Annotated in this window: 14 protein-coding genes; 3 read left to right on the top strand and 11 right to left on the bottom strand. The window is 66.3% G+C overall.

Annotated elements, in window-relative coordinates:
• Positions 1-50: 50 nt before the first annotated feature.
• Positions 51-827: an enoyl-CoA hydratase-related protein gene (locus OKQ63_RS09405; RefSeq protein ID WP_264213666.1), complete on the top strand. Its 777-nt coding sequence runs from the start codon at positions 51-53 to the stop codon at positions 825-827.
• Between the two features lie 53 nt (positions 828-880).
• Here the strand turns inward: OKQ63_RS09405 and OKQ63_RS09400 are convergent, their stop codons facing one another.
• The 3 genes from OKQ63_RS09400 to gltX all read right to left on the bottom strand — a co-directional run bounded on the left by OKQ63_RS09400 (position 881) and on the right by gltX (position 4,814).
• Positions 881-1,690 (bottom strand): calcium-binding protein, encoded by an 810-nt coding sequence (locus tag OKQ63_RS09400; RefSeq protein ID WP_264213665.1) that lies wholly within the window; start codon positions 1,688-1,690, stop codon positions 881-883.
• Positions 1,691-1,990: 300 nt separating this feature from the next.
• Complete coding sequence (locus OKQ63_RS09395; protein ID WP_264213664.1) at positions 1,991-3,286, bottom strand: citrate synthase; 1,296 nt, start codon at positions 3,284-3,286, stop codon at positions 1,991-1,993.
• 127 nt (positions 3,287-3,413) lie between these two features.
• Complete coding sequence (gene gltX / locus OKQ63_RS09390; RefSeq protein ID WP_264213663.1) at positions 3,414-4,814, bottom strand: glutamate--tRNA ligase; 1,401 nt, start codon at positions 4,812-4,814, stop codon at positions 3,414-3,416.
• Between the two features lie 79 nt (positions 4,815-4,893).
• Here gltX and OKQ63_RS09385 point away from each other — a divergent pair, with 79 nt between their 5' ends.
• The gene (locus OKQ63_RS09385; RefSeq protein ID WP_264213662.1) at positions 4,894-6,966 is read left to right on the top strand and encodes a ComEC/Rec2 family competence protein; all 2,073 of its coding nucleotides are present in this window, start codon (positions 4,894-4,896) and stop codon (positions 6,964-6,966) included.
• Here the strand turns inward: OKQ63_RS09385 and lexA are convergent.
• From lexA to OKQ63_RS09350, 7 genes are all read right to left on the bottom strand, one after another.
• Positions 6,960-7,667, bottom strand: a complete 708-nt coding sequence (gene lexA, locus OKQ63_RS09380) for a transcriptional repressor LexA (RefSeq protein WP_264213661.1) — start codon at positions 7,665-7,667, stop codon at positions 6,960-6,962. The genes OKQ63_RS09385 and lexA overlap by 7 nt on opposite strands.
• A 147-nt stretch (positions 7,668-7,814) precedes the next feature.
• Positions 7,815-8,987, bottom strand: a complete 1,173-nt coding sequence (locus OKQ63_RS09375) for a molybdopterin molybdotransferase MoeA (protein WP_264213660.1) — start codon at positions 8,985-8,987, stop codon at positions 7,815-7,817.
• A complete protein-coding gene (gene moaC, locus OKQ63_RS09370; RefSeq protein WP_264213659.1) occupies positions 8,988-9,458 on the bottom strand; it encodes a cyclic pyranopterin monophosphate synthase MoaC in 471 nt (156 codons plus the stop codon).
• 11 nt (positions 9,459-9,469) lie between these two features.
• Positions 9,470-10,282 (bottom strand): indole-3-glycerol phosphate synthase TrpC, encoded by an 813-nt coding sequence (trpC, locus tag OKQ63_RS09365; protein WP_264213658.1) that lies wholly within the window; start codon positions 10,280-10,282, stop codon positions 9,470-9,472.
• 14 nt (positions 10,283-10,296) lie between these two features.
• Positions 10,297-10,950: a uracil-DNA glycosylase gene (locus OKQ63_RS09360; RefSeq protein WP_264213657.1), complete on the bottom strand. Its 654-nt coding sequence runs from the start codon at positions 10,948-10,950 to the stop codon at positions 10,297-10,299.
• Positions 10,947-11,966 (bottom strand): anthranilate phosphoribosyltransferase, encoded by a 1,020-nt coding sequence (gene trpD, locus OKQ63_RS09355; protein ID WP_264213656.1) that lies wholly within the window; start codon positions 11,964-11,966, stop codon positions 10,947-10,949. The genes OKQ63_RS09360 and trpD overlap by 4 nt, the downstream gene beginning before the upstream one ends.
• Positions 11,963-12,544 carry an anthranilate synthase component II gene (locus OKQ63_RS09350; RefSeq protein WP_264213655.1) on the bottom strand — a complete coding sequence of 194 codons (582 nt, stop codon included), beginning with the start codon at positions 12,542-12,544 and terminating at the stop codon, positions 11,963-11,965. The genes trpD and OKQ63_RS09350 overlap by 4 nt, the downstream gene beginning before the upstream one ends.
• Positions 12,545-12,731: 187 nt before the next feature.
• Here OKQ63_RS09350 and OKQ63_RS09345 point away from each other — a divergent pair, with 187 nt between their 5' ends.
• Positions 12,732-14,303, top strand: coding sequence for a divergent polysaccharide deacteylase family protein (locus OKQ63_RS09345; protein ID WP_264213654.1), 1,572 nt, complete (start codon positions 12,732-12,734; stop codon positions 14,301-14,303).
• An 80-nt stretch (positions 14,304-14,383) separates the two neighbouring features.
• On the opposite strand, the gene trpE is transcribed toward OKQ63_RS09345, so the two are convergent.
• A complete protein-coding gene (gene trpE / locus OKQ63_RS09340) occupies positions 14,384-15,895 on the bottom strand; it encodes an anthranilate synthase component I (RefSeq protein WP_264213653.1) in 1,512 nt (503 codons plus the stop codon).
• Between the last annotated feature and the right edge of the window lie 14 nt (positions 15,896-15,909).

The following is a 15,909-nucleotide window of genomic DNA, read 5'->3' as shown; positions in this document are numbered from 1 at the left end:
GGCAGGGGGGCGCGCCAGTGCCTTTGGTCGAAGATACGTGAGGCAAACCGATGGAATACAAGGAAATCCTGTTATCTGTGCAGGACGGGCTGGCCGTTGTCACCCTGAACCGCGAAGCGCGCAAGAACGCGCTGACCAGCCGGATGCGGTCGGAGATCACCCACGCGATGCGGATGGCCTCGGCAGAGGCGCGGGCGGTGGTGCTGACCGGCACAGGGGATGCGTTCTGTTCCGGCCAGGATCTGAGCGATGCCTCCGGCACCGGCGATCTGGATCTGGAGCGCACCCTGCGCGACGAATACCTGCCGATGCTGCAGGCGATCTATGACTGCCCGGTGCCGGTGGTGGCGGCCGTCAACGGGGCGGCGGCCGGGGCCGGGGCCAACCTGGCGCTGGCGGCGGATGTGGTGATTGCCTGCGAAAGCGCCTTTTTCATGCAGGCCTTCGCCCGCATCGGCCTGATGCCGGATGCCGGCGGCACCTGGTTCCTGCCGCGCCAGATCGGATTGGCCAAGGCGATGGGGGCGGCGCTGTTCGCCGACCGCGTCAGCGCCCGGCAGGCCAGCGACTGGGGCATGATCTGGGAGGCGGTGCCGGATGCGGAGTTCGACGCCCATTGGCGCGAACGCGCCGCCTATCTGGCCCAAGGGCCCAGCAAGGCCTTTGCCGCCACCAAATCCGCCCTGCGCGAAAGCTTTGGCCGCAGTCTTGCCGAACAGCTGTCGGAAGAGGCGCATCTGCAGGGGCAATGCGGCAAGACCCGCGACTTCCTGGAAGGGGTCACCGCCTTTATGGAAAAACGCCCCGCGGAATTCGAGGGGCGCTGAGCGGCGTTCAGGTTGGGCGTGTGCCGGAGGGAGAGCCTCCGGCAGCCCGCGCGTCAGCTCCGTTCGAGGACCCAGACGCTGTGCGGAGAGACCAGGCCGCCGGCCCCGTCGATCCGGGCAAAGACCTCGCCGTTGGCCAGCAGCAGGGCGTCGTCTTCATCACCAAACTCGTCCAGAGTGTTCTCGACGGTGATTTCCGGCGCCGCGGCGGCACCGTCATAGTAATAGACGATCATGTCTTCGAGCGGGCTGTAATCGGTCAGGACCACCGGTTCATCGCCGGTTTCGATCCAGTCGCCCAGCACCAGTTCATCGTAGCCTTCACCCAAAGCTACTGTATCGCCGCTGCCGGCATAGACTTCGTCATCGCCGCGGCCGGCCTGGATCACATCCGCATCATCGTCGGTATCCGGCGCGCCCAGGTCACGTTCCAGCTGCAAAGCTTCATCAGGGTCTTCATTTTCCAGCCAATCCCGGACCAGCTGCATGGCATCGTCCGGGTCAACCGCGCTGGTCGCAACAATCAGATCGCTGCCAAGATCGCCGATCAGCGTGTCGCTGCCTTGGGCATCAATGATAATATCCGACCCCGATCCGCCGCGCAGGAAGTCATCGCCTTCGCCGCCGGTCAGAAGATCTGCTCCATCCTGGCCGAACAAACGGTCGCCGCCGCCATTGCCGTCCACGATGTCGATGCCGTCCTTGGCAAAAATGGTGTCGCCGCCCGGGGCGCCGGCCAGATCATCATTGCCGTCGGTTGCGTCAGCAGTGGTGTCGCCCTGGATCTCATCGTCATCATCATCCAGCGCCATTGCCACGCCGCCAACGGTAAGGCCGATGCCGAGCAAGATCAAAAATTCCATGTCATAAATCCCCTGGCCCCCTGGCAGATGGCGGTTTGAAAGTGTGCAGGGAGGTGCTCTGCCAGTCTTAATAAAACTGAACAGTTCATTAATTGGTTGAGGTAGTATCGTCAAATACCACTAAACATTGAGAAATTTGGGGAAACAATCCGGCTGTTCAGTTCGGATTGCCACGGACATGCGGCTAGTGTTCGGCGCCGCTACATGCGGCACTTTGAATGAAAACACCGGGCAAGCCGCTGTCCGCAAAAGAAAACGCCCCGCAAATGCAGGGCGTTTCCAGAAACTTGGCGCTGACGCTCAGCGCTTTTCGATATCGACGTAGTCGCGCAGGGTCTCGCCCAGGTACAGCTGCCGCGGGCGGCCGATCTTGTTCTGCGGATCGGCGATCATTTCCTTCCACTGGGAAATCCAGCCGACGGTGCGGCTGACCGCAAAGATCGGGGTGAACATCGAGGTCGGGAAGCCCATCGCCTCGAGGATGATGCCGGAATAGAAGTCGACGTTCGGGAACAGCTTCTTCTCGATGAAATAGGGGTCGTTCAGAGCGGTCTGCTCCAGCTCCTTGGCGACCTGCAGCAGCGGGTTGTCCTCGACTCCCAGAAGCTCCAGCACCTCGTCCGCCGACTGTTTCAGCACCTTGGCGCGCGGGTCGGTGTTCTTGTAGACGCGGTGGCCGAAGCCCATCAGGCGGAACGGGTCGTTCTTGTCCTTGGCGCGTGCGATGAACTCGGGGATGCGGTCGACCGAGCCGATTTCCTTGAGCATTTCCAGGCAGGCCTGGTTGGCGCCGCCGTGGGCCGGGCCCCAGAGGCAGGCGATGCCGGCCGCGATGCAGGCAAACGGGTTGGCGCCGGAGGAGGAGGCCAGGCGTACGGTCGAGGTCGAGGCGTTCTGCTCATGATCGGCGTGCAGGATCAGGATCCGGTCCATGGCCCGGCTCAGGATCGGGTTCACGTGGTATTCCTCGGCCGGAACCGAGAAGCACATGTGCAGGAAGTTGGCGCCGTAATCGAGATCGTTGCGCGGATACACAAAGGGTTGGCCGATCGAGTATTTGTAGGCCATCGCGGCGATGGTCGGCAGTTTGGCGATCAGCCGGATGGCGGCAACCTCGCGCTGCCAGGGGTCCGTCACATCCAGCGAGTCGTGGTAGAAGGCCGACATCGCACCGACCACGCCGACCAGCGTTGCCATCGGGTGCGCGTCGCGGCGGAATCCGCGGAAGAAGTTGTGCATCTGCTCATGCACCATGGTGTGGCGGGTCACCCGGGTCTCGAAATCCTCGAGCTGGGTGGCGGTCGGCAGCTCGCCGTAGAGCAGCAGGTAGCAGACTTCGAGGAAATGCGATTTCGACGCCAGCTGGTCGATCGGGTAGCCGCGGTGCAAAAGCTCGCCCTTGCCGCCATCGATATAGGTGATGGTGCTGTCGCAGCTGGCGGTGGAGGTGAAGCCCGGGTCATAGGTGAACACACCTGCCTGCGCATAGAGCTTGCGGATGTCGAGAACATCGGGCCCGGCCGTTGGCGAGAAAATGGGCAGCTCGTAGGTTTCGCCTTTGAGGCTGAGCGTGGCAGATTTCTGTGTCTCGGTCATAGATGTCCCTTCCTGTTGCGGGCACGAAAGCTGCCGTGCCGGCGGTCTTCGTGCGGGGCAGCACCTGCGCTGAGTCGCGCAGGGGTTGTCGTATCATAACAGGCTTACCCGGGAGTGAAGACCGGTCTCAGCCCGTTGCGTCAGCGAGCCGGGCCAGCGTTTCCTCGCGGCCCAGAATCAGCATCATGTCGAACACCGAAGGCGTTACCGCCCGGCCTGCCAGTGCCGCCCGCAAAGGGCCCGCAAGCTTGCCGAACTTGGTATCATGGGCTTCTGCAAATGTGTTCAGAAGCGCCTCCAGATCGTCACGGACCCAGCTAGCATTTTGCAGCTGCGGCGTCAATTCGTCCAGTATACCATCGGATACTGAAGCCAGTGCCTTTTCTGCCTTTTCGTCCCGGTCAAGCGGCCGGGATGCCAGCACGAAATGCGCTTTTTCAAGCAGTTCCGGGAAGGTACGGGCCCGGTCCTTGAGGCAATACATCGCACGCTCCAGCCCTTGTGACTGCGCGTCAGTCAGATCAGGTTTTCCGGCAGCTGCCAGATAGGCGCTGATCTCTTGCCGCAGCGCAGCGTCACCGCTCACGGCAATATGCTGGCCGCAGAGGTTCTCCAGTTTCTTGGTGTCGAACCGGGCCGGGCTCTTGCCGATACCGTCGAAATTAAACCACTCTTTGGCCTGGCTGTCCGTAAAAAATTCGTCATCGCCGTGCGACCATCCCAGACGGGCCAGATAGTTGCGCATGCCGGCCGCCGGATAGCCCATTGCCTGGTATTCCTGCGCCCCCAGGGCCCCGTGCCGCTTGCTCAGCTTCTTGCCGTCCGGCCCGTGAATCAGCGGGATATGCGCCCAGACCGGCACATCCCAGCCCATTGCCTCATAGATCATCATCTGGCGGGCGGCGTTGTTCAGGTGGTCGTCGCCGCGGATCACATGGGTGACGCCCATGTCGCGGTCGTCGACCACAACCGCCAGCATGTAGACCGGGGTGCCGTCCGAACGCAGCAGGATCATGTCGTCAAGCTGATCGTTGCGGATGGTGACGCCGCCCTGCACCTCGTCGTTGATCACGGTCGCGCCGTCCTGCGGCGCCTTGATGCGGATCACATAGGGCGCATCGGGGTGGCTGGCCGGATCGGCGTCGCGCCAGGGCGAGCGGTAGAGGGTGGATTTGCCCTCGGCCTTGGCCTGGTCGCGGAAGGCGGCAATCTCGTCCTGGGTGGCAAAGCATTTGTAGGCCTTGCCTTCGGCCAGCAGCTGTTCGGCGACCTCGGCATGGCGGTCCGCGCGTTCGAACTGGCTGATCACCTCGCCGTCGTGGTCCAGGCCCAGCCACTCCATGCCCTGCAGGATGGCGGCGGTTGCTTCGGGCGTCGACCGCTCGCGGTCGGTGTCCTCGATGCGCAGCAGGAACTTGCCGCCGCGGCCGCGGGCATAAAGCCAGTTGAACAGCGCGGTGCGGGCGCCGCCGATATGCAGAAAGCCGGTGGGGGACGGCGCGAAACGGGTGACAACCGGTTGGGTCATGAGAAGGATTTACCTTTTGGAAACCATGTGAGGCCTAGAGTTGCAGCCTGTCTACCGGGCCAGAAGGCGGGGGGCAAGCATGCGGCTCAGCGCAGCCATCACAGACCAGCTGCAAGCGCAGCGGGGCCACCTGTTTCCCTGGACTCCAGTGTTTCTGGGCACCGGGATCGGGGCCTATTTCAGCTTGAAATCAGAACCCGGCATGACGGTGATTGCAGCTTTTGCCGTCCTGTCTGTGGTTCTGGCCTGCTGCGCGGTGCGGCCGCGGCCTCTCGCCTTTCTGTGCTGGGCGCCTGCTTTTGCGGCAGCGGGCCTGAGCCTTGCCGGGGTCCGGGCGCATCTGGTCGCGGCCCCGGTTCTGGATTTCCGCTATTACGGCCCGGTGGAGGGGCGGGTGGTGGCCGTGGACCGGTCTCCGACGGATGCGTTGCGGCTGACATTGGATCAGGTCCGGCTGGACCGGGTATCGCCTCGCAAGACCCCGGTCCGGGTGCGGATTTCGCTGAAAGGCCAGGAGCAGGTGCCGCCGCCCGGCGCGCGGGTGATGACAACCGCGCATCTGCTGCCGCCGCAGGGGCCGGCCGAGCCCGGCGGGTTCGATTTCCGCCGCCATGCCTGGTTCAAGCAGCTGGGCGGGCTGGGCTACACCCGCGCGCCGGTGCTGCTGGCGGAGGCGCCGGCCGGCGGGGTGCCGGTTGAGCGCCTGCGCAGCGTGCTGGCGCATTACCTGCAGCAGCGGATCCCGGGTGAAACCGGCGGGTTTGCCGCTGCCATCACCGCCGGGGACCGCAGCGGCGTCGGGCAGCGGACGCTGACTGCGCTGCGGCAGAGCAACCTGGCGCATCTTCTGGCGATCTCCGGGCTGCATATGGGGCTGCTGACCGGGTTTGTGTTTGCCGCCGTCAGGGTGCTGTTCTGCCTGGTGCCGTGGTGCGCGCTGCGCTGGCCGGTCAAGAAACTGGCAGCGCTGGCCGCCTTGGCCGCCGGAAGCGGCTACCTGCTGCTGTCCGGTGGCAATGTGGCCACCGAGCGGGCCTTTGTCATGGTGGCCGCGATGCTGGGCGCGGTGCTGCTGAACCGCCGCGCGATCACCCTGCGGGCGGTGGCGGTGGCGGCGCTGATCGTGCTGCTGCGGCGGCCGGAAAGCCTGCTGAGCCCGGGATTCCAGATGAGCTTTGCCGCCACTGCGGCGCTGGTCGCGGTGTTCGGGGCGCTGCGGGACGGCGGACCGGCAAAGGCGCCGCGCTGGCTGCGGCCGGTGCTGGCGCTGGTGATCTCCTCGGCGGTGGCGGGGGCCGCGACGGCGCCGGTTGCGGCGGCGCATTTCAACACGGTGCCGCATTACGGGCTGCTGGCCAATCTGCTGGCGGTGCCGGTGATGGGATCGGTGGTGATCCCCTCGGCGGTGCTGGCGCTGTGCCTGGCGCCGCTCGGGCTGGAAGGGATCGGGCTGACGGTGATGCGGTGGGGGCTGGACTGGATCCTGGCCGTCGCGCAAACCGTGTCGGGATTTGAGGGAGCGGTGTCAGCGGTGCCGGCGCCGGACGCCATGGTGCTGCCGCTGTTCGCCTCGGGCATGCTGTTTGCGGTGATCTGGCAGGGGCGGCTGCGGCTGGCCGGTTTCCTGCCTGCCGCAGCCGCGCTGATGGTCTGGACCGGAGCGGAGCGGCCCGCCGTCATCATTGCCGACTCAGGCGGGCTGATCGGCGTGATGCAGCCGGACGGGCGTGCCCTGTCGCGTGCCAAAGGGCAGGGGTTCACCGCCGGCATCTGGCTGGAGAATGATGGCGACCCGGCGGAACAGGCAATGGCGGCGGCGCGCTGGCGGGAGGAAGACCGCGGCCTGCCGGTGTGGCAGGGTCCGGGTTTCCGGCTGGTTCACGCGCCGGGGAAACGCAAGCTTGCCCAGGCCGGCGGCTGCAAAGACGGCGATATCGTCGTGTCCACAGTTGCTGCGGAACCGCCCGGCGGCTGCCTGCTGCTGACACCGCGCGCGATGCGGCAGACCGGCAGCATCGCCTGGTATGCCGGCGGCAGGCTGCGGACGGCCCGCAGTGCCGCCGGCGAGCGGCCCTGGAGCGGGTGGCGCCCGGAAGGGCCGGAAACCCTCCGCCTGCGCGGCCTGATGGGCCCGGGCGGCGCGGCTCAGTAGGTCCGGATCAGCCCGACCAGGCGGCCCTGGATCTGCACCTGGTCCTCCGGATAATGGCGGGTTTCATAGACCGGGTTGGCGGCCTCCAGCGCGATTGTCCGGCCGTGGCGGTGGAAATACTTGAGCGTGGCTTCCTGGCCTTCGACCAGCGCCACGACGATGTCGCCGTTGTCGGCCGCTTCGGTTTCGCGGATCACCACGATGTCGCCGTCATTGATGCCGGCCTCGATCATCGAATCGCCCTTCACCTCCAGCGCGAAGTGCTGGCCGTTGGGCGCGATCATGCTGCCCGGGACCGCCACCTGATGCGACACCTGGCTGATCGCCTCGATCGGCACACCGGCGGCAATGCGGCCCATCACCGGCAGTTCCACCGCGGCCTGGCGCATCGGATCCGCGGCGGCCGGCACCGGCACGGCGGCGGGAGCCTGGCCGCCGTCGATGACGTGCGGCGTGAACCCCTGCGGCTCGGCCGCGCCGCCAAGGCTTTCGGGCAGCCGGATGATTTCGATGGCGCGCGCCCGGTGCGGCAGGCGGCGGATGAAGCCGCGCTCCTCCAGCGCCGTGATCAGCCGGTGGATGCCGGATTTCGACCGCAGGTCGAGTTCCACCTTCATTTCATCAAAACTCGGCGGCACGCCATCGCGCTGCAGGCGTTTATGAATGAATTCCAGCAGTTGAAGTTGCTTTTTTGTGAGCATCGCCGCTCCCTCCGCGCCTCGTGTTTTCTTTTGTTCTACGCTTGTTCACGTTTTGTGTCAACAACGGCGGCTGCAGTTGCGCCAGCAGCGAAACGCGCCGGGGGCGCGTGCCTCCGGCGGGAGTATTTTTGCAAAGGTGAAAGCGCGCTAGAGCGGCATGTATTGCACGGTTTCGCCCGCCGTTCGGGCGCCGTCACCGGCTGGGCGGACCAGCAGGGCATTGGCTTCGGCCAGGACCGTGAGCAGCGAGCTGTCCTGATTTTCGAAGGCGCGGAGGCCGCCATTTTCCAACCGCGCACGCATGTAGTGTTCGCGCGGGCCGTTTGCGCGGAGCGGGGCAGCGAGCGGGGCGGACATCAGCGCCGGCCCGGCGGCGGGCAGGCCAAGCATGGCCCGGACCATCGGGGCGAGAAAGACGTGGCCGCAGACCATCGCCGAGACGGGGTTGCCGGGCAGTCCGGCCATGGCCGTGCCGTGCAGGCAGCCGGCCATCAGCGGTTTGCCGGGCCGCATCGCCACCTTGTAGAAGCGGCGTTCCATGCCGAGATCCGCGGCGACCTTGCCGACCAGATCGTGGTCGCCGACCGAGGCGCCGCCAATGGTCACAATCAGATCGGCGCCTTCGGCCAGTGCAAAGGCGGTGCGCAGGGAACTTTCGGTATCGCGGGCGATCGGCAGAATGCGGGCCTTGGCGCCGAGGCCCTCCAGCATGGCCTTGAGCCCGAAGGTGTTGGAGGCGATGATCTGATCCGGTTCCGGCGTGCCGCCCGGCATCACCAGCTCATCCCCGGTGGAGATCAGCGCGACCTCCGGCCGGCGGGTGACCGGCACCGCCGGGATATTCATCGCAGCCAGCAGCGCGATATCGGCCGCGTTCAGCAGTTTGGGTGCGCTGACAGTCTGGCCGTCTTTGAAATCGCCGCCGCGGGGGCGGATGTTGCTATTGCTGCCCGGCGCATCGGTGATGGTGATCAGATCGCCGCTGCGGCTGACATCTTCCTGAATGACAACAAAGCTTGCGCCTTCGGGCACCGGCGCGCCGGTGAAGATGCGCACCGCCTGGCCGGCACCGGTGCGGCCATTGAAGGCATGGCCGGCAGCTGCTTCGCCGATCACCTTGAACATGGCGTGCAGTTCGACCTCTGCCGCGTTGACCGCGTAACCGTCCATGGCCGAGGCGGCAAACGGCGGCTGGTCGCGGCGCGCCTGCACATCGCGGGCCAGCACCCGGCCTGCGGCTTCCGCCAGCGGAACCTCTTCGGTTTCCAGCTGGGAGACCAGTGACAGAAGATGCCCGCGGGCTTCGCTGACCGGGATCATTTACGCCTCGTACCTGCCTGATTTTCCGCCATCTTTCAGTGTCACGCGGATGCCGCCGATCTGCATCGCCTTGTCCACGGCCTTGGCCATGTCATAGACTGTGAGCGCGGCGGTGGAGACCGCGGTCAGCGCCTCCATCTCGACACCGGTCTGGCCGGTGGTCTTGACCGTGGCCTCGATCCGGACACCGGGAAGATCCGGGTCCAGCGTCAGCTCCACCGCGACCTTGGCGAGTGGCAGCGGGTGGCACAGCGGGATCAGGTCCGGTGTCTTCTTTGCGCCCATGATGCCGGCCAGCCGGGCAACCGACAGCACGTCGCCCTTCTTGGCCCGGCCTTCGGAAATGATCGTGAACGTTTCAGGCGCCATGGCGATGTGGCCCTCGGCGGTTGCGACCCGCGCGGTCACCGCCTTGTCCGAGACATCGACCATATGGGCATCGCCCTTGGTGTCGAAATGGCTGAGGCTCATGGCCGGTCTCCTTACATCATGCCGGGCGTCAGCGGATTGGCGAGCAGCGCACGGGTTGCGCCGGCCACGTCCTCCTGCCGCATCAGGCTTTCACCGATCAGGAAGCTGCGGGCGCCGTAGCGGGCCATGTCGGAGAGATCCTCCGGGGTCGACAGGCCGCTTTCGCAGACGATGGTGCGGTCCGCGGGCACCAGCCTGGACAGCTCGCGGGTGGTGTCCAGCGTGGTCTCGAAGGTCTTGAGGTTGCGGTTGTTGATGCCCATCAGCGGCGATTTCAGGCTGCAGGCGCGCTCCAGCTCCTCGGCGTCATGCACTTCGAGCAGCACGTCCATGCCCCAGTCGAAGGCGCATTGTTCCAGCTCCTGCGCCTGATCGTCGGACACGGATGCCAGGATGATCAGGATGCAGTCTGCGCCGAGCGCCCGGGCTTCGGCCACCTGGTAGGTGTCATACATGAAATCCTTGCGCAGCACCGGCAGCGCACAGGCGGCCCGGGCCGCCTTGAGGTAGTCCTTGGCGCCCTGGAAGCTGGGCGTGTCGGTCAGCACCGAGAGGCAGGCGGCGCCGCCGGTTTCATAGGCCTTGGCCAGTTCGGCTGGCTCGAAATCCGGACGGATCAGGCCCTTGGAGGGGCTGGCCTTCTTGATCTCGGCAATCAGCCCATAGCCCTCGCGGGCGGCCTTGATGAGGCTGTCGGCAAAGCCGCGCACCGGGGACGCGTTCTGCGCTTCGGCTTCAACCGCTTCCAGCGGTTTGGCGGCCTTGTCGGCAGCCACTTCCTCGAGCTTGTAGGCCTTGATCTTGTCCAGCACGTTTTGGGTCATACCGGTGCCTCCGTTCATGCGTTCCAGTCTATGCCGGCTTCGCCGCGGGCGGCGAGCCAATTGTTCACTTTTGAGAAGGGCCGGGACCCGAAGAAACCGCGCCGCGCCGACAAGGGCGAGGGATGGGCGGTTTCCAGGATCAGGTGATCGCCCGGTTTGATATGTTTTTCAAGCTTCTGCGCCGAATTTCCCCAGAGGATGTAAGCCGTCGGGCGTTCGGACGTCAGGTGCAGAACCTGGTGCACCAAATGATGCCAGCCCAAGAGTTTGTGGCCATTCGCCTCGCCGGCGGGAACGGACAGCGCTGTGTTCAGCAGCAGAACACCCTGGCGGGCCCAGCCGCGCAGGTCCGCGGTTGTGCGTGCCACACCAAGATCGGCGTGCAATTCCTTGTAAATATTGGATAAGGATCGGGGCAGCGGGCGCACATGCGGTTCCGCGGAAAAGGCCAGCCCGTGCGCGTGGCCTGGAGTCGGATACGGGTCCTGGCCGAGGATCACGACGCGGGTGTCTTCGGGCTGTGTCAGCTCAAGCGCCGCAAACCGCTGATGGGCGGGCGGCAGGATGTCGCGTGAGTCCTCCTGGAGCGCCGCCGCGATTGCGGGCCATGTGTCAGCAAAGAAAGGCAGGCTGGACCAGCCGCCCAGCCCGGCGGGACAATCCGTCATGCGGCGGAGGTGATGCGGGCCAGCGCCTCGACCTTGGATTTGGCGGCGCCGCTGTCGATCGAAGCCGCGGCCCTGGCCACACCGTCCTTGAGATCGGCGGCCAGTCCGGCAACCACAAGCGCCGCGGCCGCATTCAGCAGAACCGCATCGCGGTAGGCCGAGGGGGCGCCGTCAAGAAGGGCGCGGAAGGCGCGGGCGTTGTCTTCCGGGGTGCCGCCGACAATTGCCTCGAACGGGTGGACCGGCAGGCCGGCCTCTTCGGGGTGCAGTTCGGTGTCCCGGATGTCGCCGTTTTCCTCGAGCGCGGACACCCAGCTGATGCCGGTGATGGTCAGCTCGTCGGTGCCGTCGGATCCGTGCACCAGCCAGGCGCGTTCCGCGCCGAGCGCCTTGAGCGTTTCCGCCATCGGCCGGATAAGGTCGCGGCTGAAGGCGCCGGTCAGCTGGCGCTTGACGCCGGCCGGGTTGGTCAGGGGGCCGAGGATGTTGAAGATGGTGCGGGTGCCAAGTTCGGTGCGGGTCGGCATCACGTGGCGTGTCGCGGGATGGTGCATGGGCGCCATCATGAAGCCGATGCCGGCTTCATTGATCGCCTTTTCAACCACTTCCGGCCCGACCATCACCTTGATTCCCATCTGCGACTGCAGGTCGGCGGTGCCGGATTTCGAGCTGAGATTGCGGTTGCCGTGTTTGGCGACCACCACGCCGGCGCCGGCGGTGACAAAGGCGGTCGCCGTGGAGATGTTCAATGTGTTCTTGCCGTCGCCGCCGGTGCCGACAATGTCGATGGCGCCTGCAGGCGCCTTTACCGGGTGGCACTTGGCACGCATCACCGCGGCGGCGGCGGCATATTCATCGACGCTCTCGCCGCGGGTGCGCATCGCCATCAGGAGGCCGCCGATCTGGCTGGGCGTGGCCTCGCCCTCGAACAGCAGGGTGAATGCGGTCTCCGCTTCCGCGCGGGTCAGCGGGCGTACGGCGGCGGCTCCGATGAGCGGCTTCAGACGGTCGCTCATGCGGGCACCTTCATCACGTCCAGGAAATTCTTCAGCAGCGCGTGGCCATGCTCGGAGGCGATGGATTCCGGGTGGAACTGCACGCCATGGATCGGCAGCTCCTTGTGCTGCAGCCCCATGATGGTGCCGTCCTCCAGCTCTGCCGTGATTTCCAGGCAGTCCGGAAGGGTTTCACGCTCCACCACCAGGGAATGGTAGCGGGTTGCATCAAAGGGCGAGGGCAAGCCTTTGAAAAGGCCGGTATCCTTGTGGTGCATCCTGCCCATTTTCCCATGCACGATCTCGTGGCAGCGCACCACCTTGCCGCCAAAGGCCTGGCCGATGGTCTGATGACCGAGGCAGACGCCCATCAGAGGCGTCCCGGTCTCGGCGGCGGCCTCGGTCAGCGCCAGGCAGATGCCGGCCTGGTCCGGGTCGCAGGGGCCGGGCGACAGCAGGATTCCCGCGGGCTTCATCGCCATCGCCTCCTGCACGTTGATGGCGTCGTTGCGGTGCACTTCCATTTCCGCGCCCAGCTCGCCTAGGTAATGGACGAGGTTGTAGGTGAAGGAATCGTAGTTGTCGATCAGCAGCAGCATCGTAGCGGGCTCTTTTAAGGGTGGCGGGCGGGGGCCGCGCCGCAGTATAGTGGCTGCAACATACATGTTCAGGGATACGGGGCAGCGTCAAGGGCAGGAAAGGCGATAGCCGGGGAACAGAAACAAGGTTCACCAGGCACACCGCAACGGCGCAGCACCGCAAAACGGATTGAGAGGCAAAACAGGCATGCGTGGATTTCTGGGCGGCGTGAGTGTCGGGGCGTTGCTGGCCGCAGGCGGGCTGGCAATGCTGTCGTTGTCGGTGCCCCTGCCGGTTTCCGGACCCAGGGAAAAGCCGGTGGCAGACCCGGCGGCGGCGGTGCCGCAACCTGCCGAAGAGACGGCGGATGCGGCACCCGCGCCGGCGGAGCATGATCCCGGCAGCACGCCGCGGATGCCGAATGGCGGCGGGGAGGCGGTGGAAGTGCCGGGCAACGGCCGGGGGCGGGACGCGGATCTTGTCGAAGCGCAGCCAGCAGGCCCCGCCGCAACCGGCGGCAGCGACGATCTCAGCGCTCTGGCCGGAGCGGATACAGCTCCGGCCGGAAAACCGGAGGTTGGACTTGCCACCGCTGCTGCGGACGGCGGCAGCCCCGTGCCTGCTCAGGCGCCGGGGCTGGCGCAGGACAGGGCCGAAAGCCTGCCGCAGGCAGCCCAGCCGGCAGCGCCGCAGGCGCCTGGCAGCGAAAGTGCCGTGGTCGCCGCAACTGAGCCCGCGCCTGCGCCGCGGGAGCCTGCCGGGGAAGACGCGGCCGCCGCCACGGCGGCGATGCCGGAAACAGCGCCATTGCCAACGGTGCCGCAATCTCCTGAAACACGGGAAACCGCTTCGGTTCTGGCACCGGATATCGGCGCCGCGCCACAGGCAACGACGCTGCCGGTCATTGGCACCGCGCCCGGCTTGCCCGCCGCCGGAGACCGCACCGAAGGGGAAGAGACTGAAAACGGCCCCGACGATATTGCGGAACAGGAGCAGCAGCAGCAGGCCCTGGTGCCGGGTATCGGCAAGCCCGTGGTGCCGCTCACGGACCGGGACAAGCCGCGGGACTATGCCCTGGCCGCGGCAGGGCAGCCGGATCAGTTTCCGTTTGCGGCCCATGCCGAGCGTTTTGACAATCCGGACAACCGGCCTCTGATGTCGATTGTTCTGATCGACGGCGCTGGTGCTGTCGGCGCCGAAGCGCTGGCGGAGTTTCCCTATCCCCTGAGCTTTGCCATCGATCCTGATGACCCGGAGGCCGCGGCAAAAATGGCGGCGCGGCGGGCGGCCGGGTTCGAGGTGCTGATGCTGGCGGACCTGCCGCGCGAAGCCTCGCCGCAGGACGCCGAAACGGCGCTGGAGGTCTGGCGCGGCAAGCTGCCGGAGGCGGTGGCGATTCTCGAAGGCGTCGAGACCGGCGTGCAGGGCAACCGGCCGCTGGCGGATCAGGTGGCAGCAGCCGCGGCGTCGGCCGGATACGGGCTGGTCACGCAGAACAGCGGCCTCAACACGGTGCAGAAACTGGCGCTGCGGGACGGGGTTCCGGCCGGTGTGGTGTTCCGGGATTTCGACGGCGCGAACCAGGGCCCCCGGGCGATCCGGCGGTTTCTGGACCAGGCGGCGTTCCGGGCCGGGCAGGAGGGCGCGGTGATCATGCTGGGCCGCCTGCAGCCCGACACGATTTCCGCCCTGCTGCTCTGGGGGCTGCAGGACCGCGCAAACCGGGTGGCGCTGGCACCGGTCTCCGCCAGCCTGATCGCGCAGCTGCCCGCAAAGTGAAACGGCGCCCCGGGCGGGCGCCGTTGCCTCCGGCGGGAGTATTTCTGCAAAGGTGAAGCAGCCGGATTGCCGCCTTGGCGTCAGCCGTTGCCGTTGCCGGTGAACCGGGCGGCATCTGCCGCCGCGCGCCGGATGGCGTTGGATTTGTGGACCGTCTCCATGTACTCCGCCTCCGGGTCGCTGTCATAGACAACGCCGCCGCCGGCCTGGATATAGAGATTCTGATCCTTGACGATGGCGGTGCGCAGCGCGATGCACATGTCCATGTCGCCGCCGGCGCTGAAGTAGCCGACGCCGCCGCCGTAGATGCCGCGCTTTTCCGGCTCCAGCTCGTCGATGATTTCCATCGCGCGCACCTTGGGGGCGCCGGAGACGGTGCCTGCGGGCATGCCGGCAAAGAAGGCATCCAGCGCGTCCTTGTCCTCGGCCAGCTCGCCGACGACGTTGGAGACGATGTGCATCACGTGGCTGTAGCGCTCGATGATGAATTTCTCGGTCGGGCGCACGGTGCCGATTTTGGCAACACGGCCGGTGTCGTTGCGGCCCAGATCCAGCAGCATCAGATGCTCGGCCAGTTCCTTCTTGTCGGCCAGCAGATCGGCCTCCAGCGCCTTGTCCTCTTCGGGCGTGGCACCGCGCGGCCGGGTGCCGGCAATGGGCCGGATGGTGACTTCCTGACCGAACACGCGGACCAGGATTTCAGGGGACGCGCCAACCACCTGGAAGCCGCCGAAGTTGAAGTAGAACATGAACGGCGAGGGATTGGTGCGCCGCAATGAGCGGTAGAGGGCGAAGGGCGGCTGGCGGAACTCCTGCGTCCAGCGCTGTGCCGGCACCACCTGGAAGATGTCGCCGGCGCGGATGTACTCCTTGGCCTTCTCCACCGCGGCCATGTAGCCTTCCTTGGTGAAGTTCGACACCGGCGGCGCGGCCTCCTGCGCATCGCCGAGATCGCGGCTTTCGGCCGGCATGGCGCGTTCCAGATCGCGGACCGCATCCATCACCCGTTCCGCCGCCTGGGCATAGGCGGCCTTGGCGGTCTGGCGGTCGGTGGACCAGACCGGCGACACCACGGTGACTTCGCCCTTGACCCCGTCCAGCACGGCTATCACCGAGGGGCGCAGCATCAGCGCGTCGGGCAGGCCGAGAGGATCGGGGTTCACGTCCGGCAGGTGCTCGACCAGGCGGATCATGTCATAGCCGAGATAGCCGAACAGGCCGGCCGCAGCCTGCGGCAGATCCTCGGGCAGCTCGATCCTGCTCTCGGCGATCAGCGCCCGCAGGTTGTCCATCGGGTTGCCGTCCTGCGGTTTGAAGTCGTCGGCATCGAACCGCGCCGAGCGGTTCAGAGATGACTGTTCGCCGTGGCAGCGCCAGACCAGATCCGGCTTCATGCCGATGATCGAGTAGCGCCCGCGCACCTCGCCGCCGGTGACAGATTCCAGCATGAAGGCGTCCTTCTGGGCGCCGGTCAGCTTGAGCATCAGCGACACCGGCGTGTCGAGGTCGGCGGCAAGGCGGGTGTAGACGACCTGGTTTGCGCCGGCCTCGTAAGCCTTGGCGAAACTGTCGTAATCGGGGGTCAGGGCCATGGGTGCGTGCCTTG

Origin of the sequence: Leisingera thetidis, assembly GCF_025857195.1 — a bacterium.
In the GTDB taxonomy this organism is placed as follows: Bacteria; Pseudomonadota; Alphaproteobacteria; order Rhodobacterales; family Rhodobacteraceae; genus Leisingera; species Leisingera thetidis.
The sequence above is the reverse complement of the archived record's forward strand: the minus strand, read 5'-3'. Positions and strand labels throughout refer to the sequence as shown.

What these genes read in the sequence shown, in the direction of transcription:
- trpE (WP_264213653.1), bottom strand. Translation starts at nt 15,895, where the DNA reads ATGGCCCTGACCCCCGATTACGACAGTTTCGCCAAGGCTTACGAGGCC.
- OKQ63_RS09385 (WP_264213662.1), top strand. Translation starts at nt 4,894, where the DNA reads ATGCGGCTCAGCGCAGCCATCACAGACCAGCTGCAAGCGCAGCGGGGC.
- OKQ63_RS09375 (WP_264213660.1), bottom strand. Translation starts at nt 8,987, where the DNA reads ATGATCCCGGTCAGCGAAGCCCGCGGGCATCTTCTGTCACTGGTCTCC.
- OKQ63_RS09350 (WP_264213655.1), bottom strand. Translation starts at nt 12,544, where the DNA reads ATGCTGCTGCTGATCGACAACTACGATTCCTTCACCTACAACCTCGTC.
- moaC (WP_264213659.1), bottom strand. Translation starts at nt 9,458, where the DNA reads ATGAGCCTCAGCCATTTCGACACCAAGGGCGATGCCCATATGGTCGAT.
- OKQ63_RS09405 (WP_264213666.1), top strand. Translation starts at nt 51, where the DNA reads ATGGAATACAAGGAAATCCTGTTATCTGTGCAGGACGGGCTGGCCGTT.
- OKQ63_RS09395 (WP_264213664.1), bottom strand. Translation starts at nt 3,286, where the DNA reads ATGACCGAGACACAGAAATCTGCCACGCTCAGCCTCAAAGGCGAAACC.
- OKQ63_RS09400 (WP_264213665.1), bottom strand. Translation starts at nt 1,690, where the DNA reads ATGGAATTTTTGATCTTGCTCGGCATCGGCCTTACCGTTGGCGGCGTG.
- trpC (WP_264213658.1), bottom strand. Translation starts at nt 10,282, where the DNA reads ATGACCCAAAACGTGCTGGACAAGATCAAGGCCTACAAGCTCGAGGAA.
- OKQ63_RS09360 (WP_264213657.1), bottom strand. Translation starts at nt 10,950, where the DNA reads ATGACGGATTGTCCCGCCGGGCTGGGCGGCTGGTCCAGCCTGCCTTTC.
- lexA (WP_264213661.1), bottom strand. Translation starts at nt 7,667, where the DNA reads ATGCTCACAAAAAAGCAACTTCAACTGCTGGAATTCATTCATAAACGC.
- OKQ63_RS09345 (WP_264213654.1), top strand. Translation starts at nt 12,732, where the DNA reads ATGCGTGGATTTCTGGGCGGCGTGAGTGTCGGGGCGTTGCTGGCCGCA.
- trpD (WP_264213656.1), bottom strand. Translation starts at nt 11,966, where the DNA reads ATGAGCGACCGTCTGAAGCCGCTCATCGGAGCCGCCGCCGTACGCCCG.
- gltX (WP_264213663.1), bottom strand. Translation starts at nt 4,814, where the DNA reads ATGACCCAACCGGTTGTCACCCGTTTCGCGCCGTCCCCCACCGGCTTT.